Raw genomic sequence first — 15,953 nt, 5'->3', positions numbered from 1 at the left:
TCCGGGCTGCCACTTCCGGGCTGCCACTTCCGGGCTGCCACTTCCGGGCTGCCACTTCCGGGCTGCCACTTCCGGGCTGCCACTTCCGGGCCGCGACGGTTGAGTGATGTCGATGTTCATTACGCGTTTGTGCTGTCTGCGGCTTCGGCTTCTCGCCGCTACTTGGCGCACCGATTGCGCGATGGTGGGGTCCGCAACGTCTTTTGTGCTGTCTGCGGGCCTTGGCTTGGTGCCGTGTCGATCATGGTCGCAGTTCTAGCTGTGCCAACTACGCGATGTCGAGGTCCAGCGCGTTTGTGCTGTTGCCGCTCAGCGTCTTGTGTTGGTGGGTGGCTCGTTGCGGGCATGCGTCTTGGGTGGAGGCGGCGGTGCGATACTTCGCGGCATGAGCGAGCGGGGTGAGGTGGGCAGTCTGCTGTTGGTTGCCATCGTGGACATGGCACCGGACCACCTCACCGAGGGCGCGCGCTACGAGGACGCGGTGCTGGCGCTGCTGTCGAAGCACGACGGCGAGGTCGAATCGCGCCTGCACAGCACGGACGCGAGGTCTGAAGTCCACATGATCCGCTTTCGGTCCCGGGCCGGCTACGACGCCTTCATGGTTGACCCCGAGCGTCTGGCTCTACGCGAGCAACTGGGGCCGGCCGCCCCTACCACTCGCGTGATCGAAGTGTCCGAAACGTCGTTCTAAGCGCGCGGCAACAGACCTGGGAGCAAGAAGCGCACAGCACCGTACGCCCGCCTCGATGGGCTACATCGTCGGTCTGCTCACTGCTCACTGCTCACTGCTTACGGCTTGACGGCCTGACGGGAGTTCGTGTGTCGGCGGGCTTCGCTGCGGTTGGTTCAGAAGCGGCCGCCGCCGCCTCGGCGGGAACCGCCGGTGGTGCCGCCTGTGCGGCGGCCTCGGGAGGCGCTGCCGCCGAAGCCGCCGCCGTGGTAGGAGCCGCGGGAGCGGGTGCTGCCGGAGAGGATGCCGCCCAGGACTGCGCCGGCGAAGGCGCCTGCGTCGAAGCCGCCCTGGTGGGGGCGGCTGCCACCGAAGCCGCTGGGGCCGCTGAAGCCGCCGCCGGGGCCGCTGCCCCAGCGTTGGACGTCGAGGGTGGCTGAGCGGTTGGCGTTGGCGGCCAGTTGGCGGGCCTGGCGGGCCTCGGACAGGGCCGTGGCGGGGTCGGTGGTGGCCAGGCTTTCGGCTACTGAGAGGTGGCGGGCGGCCTCGGAGAGGGTGGCGCGGGCCTCGGAGCGTACGGCGCCGCGGCGGGTGGTGATGAAGTCGTTGGTGGCTGCCACCTCGGCTCGGGCCACCGGGAGTTCCTGGGCCAGCAGGCTGCGGTCGTGGGCCAGGCGTTCGGCGACGTCGCGGGCCTCGGCCAGGGCCGCGTCGAGGGCGGCGTCGGCGGTCTGCAGGGTGGCGACGGCCGCGACCGGGTCGGGGCGGTCGGTGGCGAAGGCCGCGCGGACCTCGGCCAGGGCCTGTTCGCCGCCGGTGATGGCTGCGGTCAGACCGGCGGGAGCGGTCGCGTTGCCGGTCAGGGCGGCCCGGGCGGCGGCGATCTCGCCGGTGATCTCGTTGATCAGGGCGTCGGCGGCGGACCGGGCCGTGGGCAGGTCGGCGGCGGCCCGGGTGACGGCGGCGACCAGTTGGTCGGCCTGGTCGACGGCTTGTTCGGCGGCGCGCAGGGCCAGGGCGGCCTCGGGGCGGTCGTCGTTGGGGGCGGTCAGGGCCTGACGGGCGGCGGTCAGGGCGGACGCGGCGAAGGTCAGGCGTTCACGGGCCTGGTCGACGTTGGGGCTGATCGCGGTGACCGTGCCGCCGGAGTAGGCATCGGTCAGCTGCTTGGTGGTGGTCTCGGCGGCGGGCAGGGCAGCCTCGATCGTGCCGCGGCGCTGGTCGATCTCGGTGGCCGCCTCGGCGGCCCGGCCTTCGAGGTCGCGCAGGCGGTCGAAGGCTTCCGACTCGTCGTCGAGGCGGGTGTCGGCGGCCTCGCAGAGCGCGATGATCCGGATCAGCGTGTCGCGGCGCTGGGTCGCGTCGGGGGCGGGCACCTCGTCGAGGGTCATGCGCAGGCGGAACGCCTCGGCCACCTCTTGCCGGGCGGATTCGAGAGCGGCCTGGAACGGGGCGGTGGCCTCCGCGCCGTACTGGGCCGTGGCCAGGGCCAGTTCGCGCTCGCCGGCCCGCAGGTCGTCGTCGAGCTCGATGAGCAGGGCGTTGGCTTTCGCGGTGAGCTCTTCGGTCGTCGGGCCGACGGGGGCGGCGGGCGTCGTGCCGGGACCGGTGGGCTTGCTGTGGGCGGCGGCCCGGCGTTTGCGCAGCCACATCCAGGCCAGCGCGACCACGACGACGATGCCCAGGATCAGGAAGATCCAGCCGAAGCTGCTGGAGCCGGCGGCGGCGTCGCCGTAGCCACGGGCGCCGGCGATCACCGCACCCGACCAGTCGCTGCGGCTCAGGGCGGGCTCGATGTCGTTCTCGGCGACGTCGGACAGCTCGCGGTCGCTGAGCCGGGAATCCTCGGGGAACGAGTAGCCGTACGCCCGGTCGGTGGTGGCCACCGCGAGCAGCGCGTCCCGGTTGCCGAGGTCGCTGAGCCGGGCCGTCTCGTCGGTCCACTGCTGGGCCGGCGTGCCGTCGAACGAGTCGACCAGGACCACGAACAGCTGGATGCCGGTGCGGTCTTGCAGCTCGGCCAGGGCCGTGTCGACGCCGGCCCGGTCGCTCAGGACGCCGCCCGGATCGGTCACCTGGGTGGCGAGCCGCTCGGGGGCCTGGGCCGCCGCGGGCAGGGCCAGCAGCGCGACCGCCCCCAGGGCGGCCAGCAGCACGACGACGCTTCGGCTCAGCTTCGATCTCACCAGCTCAACCTAGGCCACCGCACCACTGGAAGCGCGACCCGATCCCAGCCCTGTGGACAACCAGGCGGACGGCCGACGCGAAACGCCCGGGTACTCGGCGGGGGAGCACCCGGGCGCTGCGGGGCCGGCGCGGCGAAGCCGGCCCGGGGAGGGAGGGTCAGTTCATTTCGGCGGGGACCGTCACGACGTCGACCAGCGCGTTCTTGCGCAGCAGGGTGATCGGCAGGTCGGCCCCGATCGCCGGGCCCAGCATGAGGCGCTGCAGGGCCTGGACGGTCGTGGTCGGCTGCCCACCGGCCGTGATCAGGATGTCGCCCAGATAGATCCCGGCGTTGCCCGCCGGGCTCCCCGGAACCACCTCGACCACGCGCAGCCCCAGCTTCTGTCCCAGCCGTTCGGCCAGCGCGGGCGGCAGCGGCGCCGGCACCCCGGCCACCCCCAGCCAGGCCCGCCGGACGCGTCCGTTGGCCACCAGGTCACCCACGATGGCGCGGGTGGTGGCGTTGATCGGCACGGCCAGCCCCAACCCGTACCCGGCCACCGCGGTGTTGATCCCCACGACCGTGCCGGTCGAGTCGGCCAGAGCCCCGCCGGAATTACCCGGGTTGAGGGCGGCATCGGTCTGGATGACGTTGTCGATGATGCGCACGCGCCGCCCGTCGCGGGCCGGCAGCGAGCGCCCCAGCCCGGAGACGACGCCGGCCGTGACCGACCCGGCCAGGCCCATCGGGTTGCCCACGGCCACGACCAACTGGCCGATCTTCAGGTCGTCGGCGTTGCCGAGCGGCGCCGCCGGCGCGCCCGGATGATGCACCCGCACCACCGCGAGGTCGGAGAGTGGGTCGGCCCCGACCATGTCGAAGCGGGTCTCGGTGCCGTCGGCGAAATCGGCCGTGCCGCTGGTCGCGCCGGCGACCACGTGCGCGTTGGTGAGCAGGAATCCGTCGTCGGTGAAGGTGACCGCCGAGCCGGCGCCCTGGCCGCGCGACGTGCGCACGGAGAGGGCCGCGACCGACGGCAGCAGGCTGGTGGCGACGCCGGTCACCACACGGCTGTAGGCATCGAGCGCCTGTGATTCGACACCCGTGTGTTCGGTATCCATGGACGATTCAACGTCAGCTGAGAGGCGTCGATGCCCGCCTGCCGTCCGCCCAGGGCGAACACGTGTTCGTCACGCTGGGTTGCGGTTAGTCGCACAGAAAGTCCGACCGGGGGCCGGCGGTGCGCTGTTGTATGAGTCGTGACGGACGTATGACGACCCGACCGCCACCCACAAAGCCGACGAAAGGGTAGGGGAATGGTCATCGCCGACCAGACGACGCCGACCGACATTGTGGACCGCCTGTTGTGGCGGGACGCCCAGCAGATGCTCGGGCGGCACGCGGAGGCGGGCGTCGACGGCAACTGTGTCTGGTGTGGAGTGCGCTGGCCGTGTGCGCCGCGGCGGCTCGCCGAACGGGCCGATGTCGCGTCCCGTCGCCCGTGGCGGGAGGCCTGGACCGTACGCCATGACTGGAACAGCGTGCGGGCCATGCGTGGCCCCGACGAGTACCGGCAACCGTCGCCCAACCGCGGCTACTTCAGCTAGCGACAACTGAACAGAGCCACCGACGTCGCCCGACAGCTTGACCTCCCCCGGCAGGCATGGCTACCCGGCCCGGTCGACGTCGTCCGGCGGTGAGTCCGTTGCGCCCCGCCAGCGTCGCGATCTCCCGCCCGCAGGACCCGCCCTCGAACCGAATCAAGGACCGGCACGCCTCCGTCGGTCCTGCGTCTCCGGCCAGACGCACCCCCGGTTCGGGCGGGAAGGTTGGCGGGAGTGCGGGACCGCAGGTTCCCCCGTTCCATTTGGTCTCGCACTCCCGCCCAATTAAGAACAGGTCGAGTTCGGCGCGCCCGACCCGGCAAGACCGGGCGCGCCGATTCGATGCGCCGGCCGTGACAGCGGCACGCATCGCCCACCGACTTCGCCCGGTCGTGTGGCGGCCTGGGCGGCATCTGTAGTTAGGGTAGGCTAACCAAAGCTTGAGCGAAGGTCAACGAATACCTGACCTGATCCACCGGCTCGTCGTTCACCGGCTCGTTGCGGGTCGTGCCGTCGGCCACCCAGCCTCCGGCCTCGTAGAAGCGCCGCGCCCGCGAGTTGCCCGCCAGCACCCACAGCACCGCCCGCGAGCCGCCGAGCTCGGCCAGCTTCGGGATGGCGTCGACCATGAGCAGCCGTCCCACACCCGCGCCGACCAGCGACGGCTCGACGTGGATCCCGTACAGCTCGGCCGCGTCCGGCGTCTCGGACGGTCCGACGTACGTGAAACCGACGACCTCACCATCCCGGTCGGCCACGGTCAGCACGTGGGTGTCGCGCTCCCAGCGGTACCGCTCGGTCCACCACTCGCCGAACGCCTCGGCCGTCCGCAGTTGCAAAGTCTCGGGCGAGAGCAGGCCGGCATAGGCCGCGACCCGCGAGCGCTGGTGCACCGAGCCGACCGCCATCAGGTCAACTTCTTCCGCCGTACGCAGACAGACGCGCATCAGCCGACGGTAGCCTCCCGCCGCAAGGGCACCGGCACCCGTCCGAGGTCTTCCGCGACGACGATCTCGCCCGCGAACGACTGCCGGGCTTCGTCGAGGAACCGCGACGGATCGGGGTAACGCTGCGAGAAGTGGGTCAGAACCAACTTGCGTACGCCCGAAGCCTGCGCCACCGCACCGGCCTGCGCGGCCGTCAGGTGGCCGACCATCGCCGCCATCTCGGCGTCCTCGGTGAGGAACGTCGACTCGATGACCAGCAGGTCGACCCCGGCCGCGAGCTCGTACACGGAGTCGCAGAGGCCGGTGTCCATGATGAACGCGAAGCTCTGCCCGGGCCGCTCGACGCTGACCTGGTCGAGCGTGACGTCGCCGAGCCGGCCGGTGCGGTTGAGCACGCCGACCGCGGGCCCGCTGATGCCGAGCGCGGCCAGCCGGGACGGGACCATGCGGCGCCCGGCCGGTTCGTCGAGCCGATAGCCGTACGTGGGAAGGGAGTGCCGTAGTGGCAGCGCGGTGAGGCGCCCGGCCGAGGTCGGGTGCGCATAGCTCGCGCCCTCGATCGGTGCCGGCACGATCTCGGCGTTGTCCCAGTAGCTGGTGGCGTGGCGCAGCCGGTCGTAGAACTCCTGGCCGGCCGCCGGGTAGTGGACCGTGACCGGGTGCGCGACCTTGTCGAGCGAGATGCGCTGCAGGATGCCGGGCAGGCCGAGGCTGTGATCCCCGTGGAAGTGGGTGATGCAGATGCGCTTGATCGGGGTGACCGCGAGGCCGGCCATCAGCATCTGGCGCTGGGTGCCCTCGCCCGGGTCGAACAGGATGACCTCGTCGTCCCAGCGCAGCAGGTAGCCGTTGTGGTTGCGCAGCCGGGTCGGCACCTGGCTGGCCGTGCCCAACAGCACCAATTCGCGCACCGGAAACCCCCGCGGAAAATGAAGCGACCCCTGGGGACTTCCGTGCACGCATGCACGGTCCGGTCGGACAAGGCCGGATCCCCAGGGGTCGGGTGGCTGTCTTGAATTCGCCGCACCGCTGCCACACGGTCTCGACGTACTACTGACGAAGCTGTCGAGGACAGCGGCTAGCGGACAGCCACCTCACGAGTCCCGTTGCTATACAACTTCGGACCACCTCCCTTCACGTGTACGGCCACGTTAACCACCGGGGGCGGTGCTCGCCAACACTTTTTGAATCACTAAAGACGCGGGAATACCCGGGGCGACATCTCGGTGCCCTCGACGGCCAGCGAGGCCGGGCCGACGATCAGCGGATCGGGGGTGCCGACGATCTCGGGGTCCTTGTTGTCGTAGTCGAAGCGGTTGAGCACGTGCCGCATCGCCTCGAGCCGCGCGCGCTTCTTGTCGTTGCTCTTCACCACGGTCCACGGCGCGTCGGCGGTGTCGGTGTAGAAGAACATCGCCTCCTTGGCCTCGGTGTAGTCGCCCCACTTGTCGAGCGACGCCAGGTCGTTGGGGGAGAGCTTCCACTGCCGCACGGGGTCGACCTGCCGGATGGCGAAGCGGGTGCGCTGCTCGCCCTGGGTCACCGAGAACCAGAACTTGACCAGGTGGATGCCGGAGCGCACGAGCATGCGCTCGAGTTCCGGGGTCTGGCGCATGAACTCGAGATACTCGGCGCGGGTGCAGAAGCCCATGACCCGTTCGACCCCGGCCCGGTTGTACCAGGAGCGGTCGAACAGCACGATCTCGCCCGCCGACGGCAGGTGCTTGATGTAGCGCTGGTAATACCACTGGGTGCTCTCGCGCTCGTTCGGCTTCTCGAGCGCGATCACCGAGGCGCCCCGCGGGTTCAGGTGTTCCATGAACCGCTTGATCGTGCCGCCCTTGCCCGCGGCGTCACGGCCCTCGAAGAGGATCAGCAGCCGCTCGCCGGTGCTCTTGCACCAGTTCTGCAGCTTGAGCAGCTCGATCTGGAGCAGGCGCTTGTGCTGGTCGTACTCGTGGCGGGCCATTCGCTCGTCGTACGGGTAGTCCTGGCGCCAGGTGTCGACCGGGCTGCCGTCGGCGTTGAGCAGCACCGGGTCGTCGTCATCGTCGTCGGCCACCCGGTAGCCGCCCAGCTCGGCGATCGGGCCCTCGTAGGGGCTCGTCGTCAGCTCGTCGTCGAACCCGTTGTGCTGCGTCTGCTCCGCCTCGGATTGCATGCCTCACTACATACCCGTTTCGGGTGACTACTCAACGAGCCGGGAGGTGAACAATCAGTCCAGCCACTTCCGGAAGCGCCCCTTGCGTGAGGTTTCGACAACCACCGGTAATTGCGCGTACGTGTCCTTGCCCACCTGTTCCTGCCGGGCCCACAGCACACCGAACCAGAAGCTGTCCTGCCCCAGCTCGTGCAGCAGCTCGCGGGCGACGACCGAATCCTGGTGGGCGCCCAGCACGTCCTGCAGCTCGGTGAGCGCGTCGACCAGCTGCTTGGCCGGTTTGCCGGCCGCCGGCTGGAAGACCTCGACGGCGTACCGGGCCCGTTTGTAGGCCTTGCGGGCGTCGTGCAATTCGTGGTCCTCGCCGTGGAACAGCGCCTCGTCGAGCAGCCCGTCGGCCTTGGCCAGGCTCTTGGCGGCCCGCTTGATCGGGTCGGCCTCGACCGTCTCCCGCGCCGCGAGCTGATCGATGCGGTCGAGCAGGGTGAGGTAGCGCTCGCCCTCGAGCGCCTCGTCGAGCGCCGCGCGGCCCTCGGCGACCTGGGTGTCGAGGTGCTCGCGGATGCGGGCGGCGACCGGGCGGAACTGCTCGCCGGCCTCGTCCAGCCCGGCCAGCAACTTGCCCTCCTGCACCTGGCCGTCGCGCACCTGACCCAGCAGGTCGGCCAGCCACTTCAGCTCGTTGCCGAGATCGCCGGCCTCGGCGAACGTGCGCTTGAACGTCTTGAGGGTGCTGCGCAGACGCCGGGTGCCGACGCGCATCTTGTGCACCGCCTCGGGATCGCCGCGACGGACGCCCGGGTCGTAGCCGGTGATCGCGTCGCGCTGCTCCCGTACGTACTGAAGAACGGGGCTCTTGGCCTTTTTCGGCGGGGCCGGCTGAGGCGCGCCGCCGACCGCGCGGGACACCTTGGACGGGCCCTCGGCCGGGGTGGCGCCCGCCTTGAACAGCAACTTCTCGACGGCATCGAGCACCTTGGGGCTGCCGTCGACCAGCTCGACCTCGACCTCTTGCCAGCGCTGCTCGCGGCCGTCGGTCTCGGCGGTCACCTGGTCTTGCGCGACCAGGGCGAGGGTGTTGCCGTCGGCGTCCTTCAACGGGGTCTCGACCCGGTGGGTGCGCAGCCGGGCGATCGGCCGCAACCCCTGGCGGCGCACGATCGCGCGGACCTGCCCGATCAGCTCGGCCGGCACATTTTCCGGCTTGCCGTTGAGGGGAAGTCGATGTTCCTTGCGATCCGTCCCCTCGCCGGGCGTCTTCAAATGCCAGCCGGCATCGCCGCCGCCGGTGCGCCGCCGCAGCGTGCGGCGGTGGCGCATGAGAGCGAAATCGTCGGTGTCGAAGTAGGTGGCGTCGAGGTCCTGCGTCTCGGCGCCCGCGGCGCTGGCGATGCCCGCCTTGCCGGTGAGCTCGGGCAACCGGAACTCGGCGGGCACGTCGTATTTACGCTCTGTTTCGGTCGCGATCTCCATCCGTTAATACTGCCCGAACGGGTGACCATCACACAGGCCAAGTTCTTGGCAGCTTCCGCACAGCCGGGCCACAGGAAACGCTGGCACCGTTGGCTCCCATGGAGAAATCGGACCGCCGACCCGTCTCGCTGGCCGGCCTCGGCCTGATCAGTGCGGGCGCGGTGCTCGGTCTCGCGTTGACCGCCCCCGCGCCTTCCTCCGCGCCGCCCCCGCCGGCCGCCCAGTCGCAGGCGGCCCCCGCTCCGGACGAAGAGCAGAGCTAGGCCGCCATCGGCCGCCCGCCCAGGCTGCGCAGGTAGAGCGCGCGGGAGTAGTGGGCCGAGGCGGCCCCGTAATACATGGTGGCCAGCCCGACATAGAAGCCGTTGTTGGTAATGGCGTTCTTGGCAGTGGTCGAGGCCGACCACCTGATCTCCGCGTCCGACTCGCTGATCCCCTTGCGGATGCAGCGCAGCCGGTTCATCTCCTTACCGGTCTTCCAGGTCTCGAGCGCTTGCTGAGCCTCGCGCATCGACTCCTCGGCCTGCTCGGCCAGCGACTCCGCCAGCCCCCAGGCGCGCCGTTCCTCGTCGTTGTAAAAAATCGGCATGCTTCACCTCCCGCGTCACCGCGCTGATCACCCCAGTGTGCGAACGATGTAGGGGTATGTCGATCTTTTCCACTCCGAGGCGTGAATCATCGTCGGTCATCCGGGCCGCCTCGCCTGTGTCGTTTCAGCGCGAACGGTAAGCGTCGGCGCGATGCTCGATTGCGGTCACGGTCACGACGCGCTCGTCTTCGTCGATCTCGTAGAGGACGCGGTAGGTGCCGCGCCGGGCTGACCAGGTGCCTTCGAAAGGTGGTAGGAGCAGCCGTTTGCCGACGCGTTGCGGGTTGTCGAGCAGGGCGGTGGTGATGAACTCGTAGACAGCCGCGGCGATCTTCTCCGGCAGTCGGCCGGCGAGTGTTCGTGCCGCTGGTCCGGCCACCTGGAGGCGGTAGCGGCCGGGGCCCGAATCGGTCACCGTGCTTGCCTCGACCGCTTTGCCATCAGAGCCGCGAGTTCATCGGCGTCGAGGACATCACCGGCTTCGACCGCGGCTTTCGAGTCGGCGAGTTGGCGCATGGCCTCAGCGCTGGACAGAACGTCCAGAGTTTCTTCCAGCGCAGCCAGATCGTCAGCCGAGATCAGCACTGCGGCAGGGTGACCGTGCCTCGTGATCTCGATCCGCTCATGTGTGGCGGCCACTTCGTCGATGAGTTCCGACAGGCGATTGCGGGCTTCAGTGAACGGCACGGCAGTCATGCTCGAAGTATAGGCAGTGACTGGCGCGAAGTCTGTACAAACTTTTGTGACCAGGCCACCGGGCATGAGCCCGATGGCCCGCTGTTGCATCGTCAGGCGGTGCGGGCCACGCCCACGGGGCAGGTCATGCCGTTGGGGCCGTGGTTGCAGTAGCCGTACGGGTTCTTGGAGTCCGACAGGTACTGCTGGTGGTAGTTCTCGGCGTAGAAGTACGTGCCGAGCGGGCGGATCTCGGTGGTGATCTGGCCGTGGCGGGCCGCGGTGACCACCGGCTGGAAGGCGTCCAGCGACTGCTGGGCGATGCGGGCCTGGTCGTCCGTGGTCGTGTAGATCGCGGAGCGGTACTGGGTGCCCACGTCGTTGCCCTGGCGCATGCCCTGGGTCGGGTCGTGGTTCTCCCAGAAGGCCTTCAGCAGGTCCTCGTACTGGATCCGGCTGGGGTCGTAGACGACCTGGACCACTTCGGCGTGGCCGGTCGAGCCGGAACAGGTCTCCTCGTAGGTCGGGTTCTTGGTGAACCCGCCCGCGTAGCCGACCGACGTCGAGTGGACCCCGGGCAGCTGCCAGAAGATGCGCTCGGCGCCCCAGAAACATCCCATTCCGAAGACCGCGACCTGGTAGCCGGCCGGCCACGGGCCCTTGAGCGGGGTGCCGAGCACGGTGTGCGTGTCGGCGACCGGCATCTCGAGGGGGCGGCCCGGCAGGGCCTGGTCGGGGGTAATCAGTTCGAGCTTCTTGTGCCGCAGGAACACGGTCACTCCCTTCATCCGCCCGGTACAACGCCGGGGGCGGCCTCTTCCTTACCCGAGTTCCTTCGCGATGCGCGAAGCAAATGAGGCCGCCTCTTCATCGCTCTCGTACTTGTGCCGGGGCCAGAAGAAGCCGCGTAGACCGTCGCCCTTGGTTCGTGGCACGACATGGAAGTGCAGGTGCGCCACCGACTGCGAGACGATGTTGTTGTTTGCCACAAATGTCCCCTGCGCCCCCAGGGCGGCCGGAACGGCTGCTGACACTCGTTGCACGAGTCCGAAAAATCCGGGCAAGTCAGAAACCGGCAATTCGGGCAACGTCACCACGTGGGCGCGTGGGACCAAAAGCACATGACCCTTGAAAACCGGGCGGGTGTCGAGGAAACCGACCCCGTCCGGCGAGTCGACGACCTTGAAGGCGGGCACCGAGCCCGCCACGATGTCGCAGAAGACGCACGATGCCACCAGGTGAGACTAGCCTTGCCGAGCATGACGGCTAACGACTACGGGTTCGACACCCTCGCCATCCACGCCGGCCAAGATCCGGACCCCCGGACCGGCGCGGTCGTGCCTCCGATCTACCAGACGAGCACGTACGCCCAGGACGCCGTCGGCGCGCCCCGGCTCGGCTACGAGTACAGCCGTTCCGGCAACCCCACCCGTGACGCCCTGCAGGAGTGCCTGGCCGCGATCGAGGGCGGCCGCCGCGGCCTGGCCTTCGCCAGCGGTCTGGCCGCCGAGGACACGCTGCTGCGCGCGGTGTGCCGGCCCGGCGATCACGTGGTGATCCCCGACGACGCGTACGGCGGAACCTATCGGCTCTTCGCCAAGGTGGCCGAGAACTGGGGTCTGGACTGGACCGCGGTCGCCCTCGACGACCTCGACCAGGTGCGCGCCGCGTTCCGGCCCGGGGTGACCAAGCTGATCTGGGCCGAGACCCCGACCAATCCGCTGCTCAACATCGCCGACATCGCGGCCCTGGCCGGTCTGGCCCACGAGTACGACGCCATGCTCGTGGTCGACAACACGTTCGCCTCGCCCTATCTGCAGCAGCCGCTGACCCTGGGCGCCGACGTGATCGTGCACTCGACCACCAAATACCTGGGCGGGCACTCCGACGTGGTCGGCGGCGCGCTGATCACCGCCGACGACGAGCTCGGCGAGCAGCTCGCGTTCCACCAGAACGCGATGGGCGCGGTCAACGGTCCCTTCGACGCGTGGCTCACGCTGCGCGGCATCAAGACCTTGGGCGTACGCATGGAAAGGCATTGCGACAACGCCGAGCGCATCGTCGGTTTCCTCAGCGAGCACCCGGCCGTCACCGAGGTGCTCTATCCGGGGCTCGAGACGCACCCGGGGCACGAGATCGCGGCCAAGCAGATGCAGCGCTTCGGCGGCATGGTGTCGTTCCGCGCGGCCGGCGGCATGGAAAAGGCCATCGACGTCTGCAACCGGACAAAGCTCTTCGTGCTCGCGGAGTCGCTGGGCGGCATCGAATCGCTCATCGAGCACCCCGGCCAGATGACACACCTGTCCGCTGCGGGTTCGGCGCTTGAAGTCCCCGCCGATCTCGTGCGACTGTCTGTCGGCATCGAAACCGTTGACGATCTGCTCGCCGACCTCGAGCAGGCACTGGGCTGACAGATACATACGGAGAGGCAATGAGCGACGGTACGACCTGGGTAGGCGCTACAGCCAAGCAGATCTCCCGTGCGGTGCGGCGTGGTGACGCGTCCGCGACCCAGGTCGTCGCCGACCACTTGGAGCAGATCTCGATCACCGACCCCACCCTGGACGCCTTCCGGGTGATCCGGGGCGGCGAGGCCCTGGCCGAGGCCGAGAAGGTCGACGACCAGGAGGATCTGGCCAACCTGCCGCTGGCCGGGGTGCCGGTCGCGGTCAAGGAGAACACGGCCGTCGCGGGCATGCCGACCTGGAACGGGTCGGTGGCGGCGCGGACGCCCGAGGTCGTCGAGGACGACCACGAGGTGGTCCGGCGGCTGCGCGGCGCGGGCGCCGTCGTGGTCGGCACGACGCGCATGCCCGAGATGGGCCTGTGGGCGGTCACCGACGAGGGCGAGGGCGCGACCCGCAACCCCTGGGACCGCGACCGTACGCCGGGCGGCTCCTCGGGCGGGGCCGCCGCCGCGGTGGCGGCCGGCCTGGTGCCGATCGCGCAGTGCAACGACGGGCTCGGCTCGATCCGCATCCCCGCCGCCTGCTGCGGTCTGGTCGGCCTCAAGCCCGGGCGCGGCGTCGTCCCGTCCGACCTGGGCATCACCAACTGGTACGGGCTGGTCGAGAACGGCGTGCTCACCACCACGGTCTCGGACGCCGCCCTGGGCTTCTCGGTGCTGGCCGGCCGCGACCCGATCAAGCTGGTCGAGCCGAGCCGGCTGCGGGTCGGCGTCTCGTTGCGGTCGCCCCTGGCCGGCGTACGGGCCGACGAGCCCAACACCTCGGCCGTGGCCACCGCGTCCAAGCTGCTGGTGCAGGCCGGGCACGACACGGTGACGGCCAACCCGCCGTACCCGCAGACGCTCGGCATCGGCACCCTGGCCACGTGGTTCGCCTCGGCCTACCGCGAGTCCGAGCACTACCAGCTGGCCCAGCTGCAGCCGCGGACCCGGCAGCACATCCGCCTCGGCAAGTGGGCCCTGCGGGCCGGCCTGGTGCGCCAGTCGCAGCGGGACGCGTACCGCGAGGCGGCCATCCGGTTCTTCGCCGACAACTCGCTCGACGTTCTGCTCACCCCGGCCCTGGCCGCGGCGCCCCCGCTCGCCGAGGGCCACGCGGGCGGCTCGTGGCGGCGGAACATGTCGGCCAGCATGAAGTACGCCCCGTACGCCGCTCCCTGGAACGTCGCGGGCCTGCCGGCCCTCGTCGTCCCGATCGGCACCCGGCCCGACGGACTGCCCCTGGGCGTCCAGCTGGTCGGCCCGCCCGACTCGGAAGCCCTGCTCCTGGCCGTGGCGGGCCAGTTCGAGGTTCTCAATCCCTGGCAGCGGCACGCCTTCATATAGAGGGGTGGCAGCATTCGGGGAATGAATGGTGCCCCCCACCCGCTCGATCTGCTCGCACCGGCCGACATCGAGGCCGCGCGCGAGCTGCTGGCCGGCGTGGCCAAGCGGACCCCGCTGATCCCGTCCCGCCCGCTGTCCGAGATCACCGGCACCCCGGTGTGGCTCAAGTGCGAGAACCAGCAGCGCGCCGGCTCGTACAAGGTGCGTGGCGCGTACACCCGGATCGCCCGGCTGTCCGACGCCGAGCGGGCCCGCGGGGTCGTCGCGGCCAGCGCCGGCAACCACGCGCAGGGTGTCGCGCTCGCTGCCGAGCTGCTCGGCGCCCAGGCCACGGTGTTCATGCCCGAGGGGGCGCCACTGCCCAAGGTCACCGCGACCCGCAACTACGGCGCCGCGATCGAGTACGCGGGCACGGCCGTCGACGACTCGCTGGAGGCGGCGCGCGACTTCGCCGAGCGCACCGGGGCCGTGCTGATCCACCCCTTCGACCACCCCGACGTGATCGCCGGTCAGGGCACCGTGGGCCTGGAGATCCTCGAGCAGTGCCCCGACGTGACGACGATCGTGACCGCGGTCGGCGGCGGCGGGCTGATCTCGGGGGTGGCCGTCGCCGCCAAGGCGCTGCGCCCGCAGATCCGGGTGATCGGGGTGCAGGCCAGCGGGGCTGCGGCCTTCCCGCCCTCGCTGGCCGCGGGCTCGCCGCAGAAGCTGGAGCGGGGCGTCACGATCGCCGACGGCATCAACGTGCTGCGGCCCGGTGAGCTCACGTTCGCCCACGTCAGCAAGCTCGTCGACGAGGTCGTGACGGTCAGCGACGAGGACCTGTCGGCCGCCCTGCTGGTGCTGCTGGAACGGCACAAGACGGTGGTCGAGCCGGCCGGGGCGGCCGGCGTGGCCGCCCTGCTGACCGGTGCGTACGCACCCTTGGACGACGGCCCGGCGGTGGCCGTCCTGTCCGGGGGCAACATCGACCCGATGCTGTTGCTGCGGGTCATCGAGCACGGGCTGGCCTCGGCCGGCCGCTTCCTGCGGCTCGCCGTGCGCTGCACCGACCGGCCGGGCGAGCTGGCCCGGCTGCTGGGCCGGATCGCCGGGCAGCGGGCCAACGTGGTCGACGTGGCCCACTCACGGCAGAGCCCGCGGCTCAGCTTCGGCGAGGCCGAGGTCGCGCTGTCGGTCGAGACCCGCGGCCCGGACCACTCGGCCGCGCTGATCAGCAGCCTGCGCGACTCCGGCTACCGGGTGGCGCTGCTGGCCGACCACACCCCGTGACAAAAAGGCCCGCGGCGAACCGCCGCGGGCCTTTCGATCAAGGGGCTCAGCCCCCGAACGGGCCGAACTTGACCACTGTCACCTTGATGTCGGAGCCGCTGGGCGCCGTGTAGGTGACGGTCTGACCCTCGGACGCGCCCAGGATGGCCGTGCCGAGCGCCGACTCGGGGCTGTAGACCGTGAGGTCGGTGGTGGAGGCGATCTCGCGCGAGCCGAGCAGGAAGGTCTCGGTGTCACTCTGGTCGTCGTCGAAGTAGATCGTGACGACCGAACCGGCCGTGACCTTGTCGGCGGTCTGGGCCTCGCCGACCTCGGAGGTGCGGAGGAACTCCTTCAAGTACAGGATCCGGCCCTCTTGCCGGCTCTGCTCCTCGCGGGCCGCGTGGTAGCCACCGTTCTCGCGGAGGTCGCCCTCCTCGCGGCGCGCGTTGATCTCCGCGGCGACGGCCGGACGCGCGGCGATCAGCTCGTCGAGCTCGGACTGCAGCCGGTCGTGAGCGTCCTGAGAAAGCCAGGTCTTGGGCGCCTCTGAACTGGCCATGCGCGATCTCCTTGCTGAACGGGGGCACGTCATTAAATGGAAAACGCCCAGCACCCCTGGA

The 15,953-nt window shown here is 70.2% G+C and carries 18 protein-coding genes; 6 read left to right on the top strand and 12 right to left on the bottom strand.

Annotation, left to right across the window (positions count from 1 at the left end; genetic code table 11):
• Positions 1–385 precede the first annotated feature (385 nt).
• On the top strand, positions 386–691 hold the full coding sequence (locus tag M1L60_RS20850; RefSeq protein ID WP_253239132.1) for a hypothetical protein: 306 nt from the start codon (positions 386–388) through the stop codon (positions 689–691).
• 155 nt (positions 692–846) lie between these two features.
• On the opposite strand, the gene M1L60_RS47065 is transcribed toward M1L60_RS20850, so the two are convergent.
• Both M1L60_RS47065 and M1L60_RS20840 read right to left on the bottom strand, forming a co-directional pair.
• Positions 847–2,856, bottom strand: a complete 2,010-nt coding sequence (locus M1L60_RS47065; RefSeq protein ID WP_308208514.1) for a TPM domain-containing protein — start codon at positions 2,854–2,856, stop codon at positions 847–849.
• 157 nt (positions 2,857–3,013) lie between these two features.
• Positions 3,014–3,958 (bottom strand): S1C family serine protease, encoded by a 945-nt coding sequence (locus M1L60_RS20840; protein ID WP_253239131.1) that lies wholly within the window; start codon positions 3,956–3,958, stop codon positions 3,014–3,016.
• A 195-nt stretch (positions 3,959–4,153) separates the two neighbouring features.
• Here M1L60_RS20840 and M1L60_RS20835 point away from each other — a divergent pair, with 195 nt between their 5' ends.
• Positions 4,154–4,444 carry a hypothetical protein gene (locus M1L60_RS20835; protein ID WP_253239130.1) on the top strand — a complete coding sequence of 97 codons (291 nt, stop codon included), beginning with the start codon at positions 4,154–4,156 and terminating at the stop codon, positions 4,442–4,444.
• Positions 4,445–4,860: 416 nt separating this feature from the next.
• Here M1L60_RS20835 and M1L60_RS20830 read toward each other — a convergent pair whose 3' ends face one another.
• The 4 genes from M1L60_RS20830 to M1L60_RS20815 form a co-directional block, all read right to left on the bottom strand.
• Entirely contained in the window at positions 4,861–5,388 is a 528-nt protein-coding gene (locus M1L60_RS20830) for a GNAT family N-acetyltransferase (protein ID WP_253239129.1), read from the bottom strand.
• Positions 5,388–6,299: a ribonuclease Z gene (locus M1L60_RS20825; protein ID WP_253239128.1), complete on the bottom strand. Its 912-nt coding sequence runs from the start codon at positions 6,297–6,299 to the stop codon at positions 5,388–5,390. Before M1L60_RS20825 ends, M1L60_RS20830 begins: the two co-directional genes overlap by 1 nt.
• Before the next feature lie 281 nt (positions 6,300–6,580).
• Entirely contained in the window at positions 6,581–7,549 is a 969-nt protein-coding gene (ppk2, locus tag M1L60_RS20820) for a polyphosphate kinase 2 (RefSeq protein ID WP_253239127.1), read from the bottom strand.
• A 54-nt stretch (positions 7,550–7,603) separates the two neighbouring features.
• The gene (locus tag M1L60_RS20815; RefSeq protein WP_253239126.1) at positions 7,604–9,022 is read right to left on the bottom strand and encodes a CYTH and CHAD domain-containing protein; all 1,419 of its coding nucleotides are present in this window, start codon (positions 9,020–9,022) and stop codon (positions 7,604–7,606) included.
• A 98-nt stretch (positions 9,023–9,120) separates the two neighbouring features.
• Here M1L60_RS20815 and M1L60_RS20810 point away from each other — a divergent pair, with 98 nt between their 5' ends.
• Complete coding sequence (locus M1L60_RS20810; RefSeq protein ID WP_253239125.1) at positions 9,121–9,285, top strand: hypothetical protein; 165 nt, start codon at positions 9,121–9,123, stop codon at positions 9,283–9,285.
• Here the strand turns inward: M1L60_RS20810 and M1L60_RS20805 are convergent.
• From M1L60_RS20805 to M1L60_RS20785, 5 genes are all read right to left on the bottom strand, one after another.
• Positions 9,282–9,611 carry a hypothetical protein gene (locus M1L60_RS20805; protein ID WP_253239124.1) on the bottom strand — a complete coding sequence of 110 codons (330 nt, stop codon included), beginning with the start codon at positions 9,609–9,611 and terminating at the stop codon, positions 9,282–9,284. The two genes, M1L60_RS20810 and M1L60_RS20805, sit on opposite strands and share 4 nt — an antisense overlap.
• 124 nt (positions 9,612–9,735) lie before the next feature.
• Positions 9,736–9,990, bottom strand: a complete 255-nt coding sequence (locus tag M1L60_RS20800) for a type II toxin-antitoxin system RelE family toxin (protein WP_308208513.1) — start codon at positions 9,988–9,990, stop codon at positions 9,736–9,738.
• Between the two features lie 32 nt (positions 9,991–10,022).
• Positions 10,023–10,307: a type II toxin-antitoxin system Phd/YefM family antitoxin gene (locus M1L60_RS20795; protein ID WP_253239123.1), complete on the bottom strand. Its 285-nt coding sequence runs from the start codon at positions 10,305–10,307 to the stop codon at positions 10,023–10,025.
• A 92-nt stretch (positions 10,308–10,399) separates the two neighbouring features.
• A complete protein-coding gene (gene msrA, locus M1L60_RS20790) occupies positions 10,400–11,059 on the bottom strand; it encodes a peptide-methionine (S)-S-oxide reductase MsrA (protein ID WP_253239122.1) in 660 nt (219 codons plus the stop codon).
• Between the two features lie 48 nt (positions 11,060–11,107).
• Positions 11,108–11,521: an HIT family protein gene (locus M1L60_RS20785; protein WP_253239121.1), complete on the bottom strand. Its 414-nt coding sequence runs from the start codon at positions 11,519–11,521 to the stop codon at positions 11,108–11,110.
• A 24-nt stretch (positions 11,522–11,545) separates the two neighbouring features.
• Between M1L60_RS20785 and M1L60_RS20780 the strand changes: the two genes are divergently transcribed.
• The 3 genes from M1L60_RS20780 to ilvA are packed head-to-tail and all read left to right on the top strand — an operon-like array spanning position 11,546 to position 15,351.
• On the top strand, positions 11,546–12,697 hold the full coding sequence (locus tag M1L60_RS20780; protein WP_253239120.1) for a cystathionine gamma-synthase: 1,152 nt from the start codon (positions 11,546–11,548) through the stop codon (positions 12,695–12,697).
• A 20-nt stretch (positions 12,698–12,717) separates the two neighbouring features.
• Positions 12,718–14,079 (top strand): amidase, encoded by a 1,362-nt coding sequence (locus M1L60_RS20775; protein WP_253239119.1) that lies wholly within the window; start codon positions 12,718–12,720, stop codon positions 14,077–14,079.
• Positions 14,080–14,100: 21 nt separating this feature from the next.
• On the top strand, positions 14,101–15,351 hold the full coding sequence (ilvA, locus tag M1L60_RS20770) for a threonine ammonia-lyase (RefSeq protein WP_253239118.1): 1,251 nt from the start codon (positions 14,101–14,103) through the stop codon (positions 15,349–15,351).
• 46 nt (positions 15,352–15,397) lie between these two features.
• Here the strand turns inward: ilvA and greA are convergent, their stop codons facing one another.
• Positions 15,398–15,892 (bottom strand): transcription elongation factor GreA, encoded by a 495-nt coding sequence (gene greA / locus M1L60_RS20765; RefSeq protein WP_253239117.1) that lies wholly within the window; start codon positions 15,890–15,892, stop codon positions 15,398–15,400.
• Between the last annotated feature and the right edge of the window lie 61 nt (positions 15,893–15,953).

It is taken from the genome of Paractinoplanes aksuensis (assembly GCF_024137025.1).
GTDB classification, from domain to species: domain Bacteria; phylum Actinomycetota; class Actinomycetes; order Mycobacteriales; family Micromonosporaceae; genus Actinoplanes; species Actinoplanes aksuensis.
Note: the sequence above shows the minus strand (reverse complement) of the source record. Positions and strands in the feature narration are given on the sequence as shown.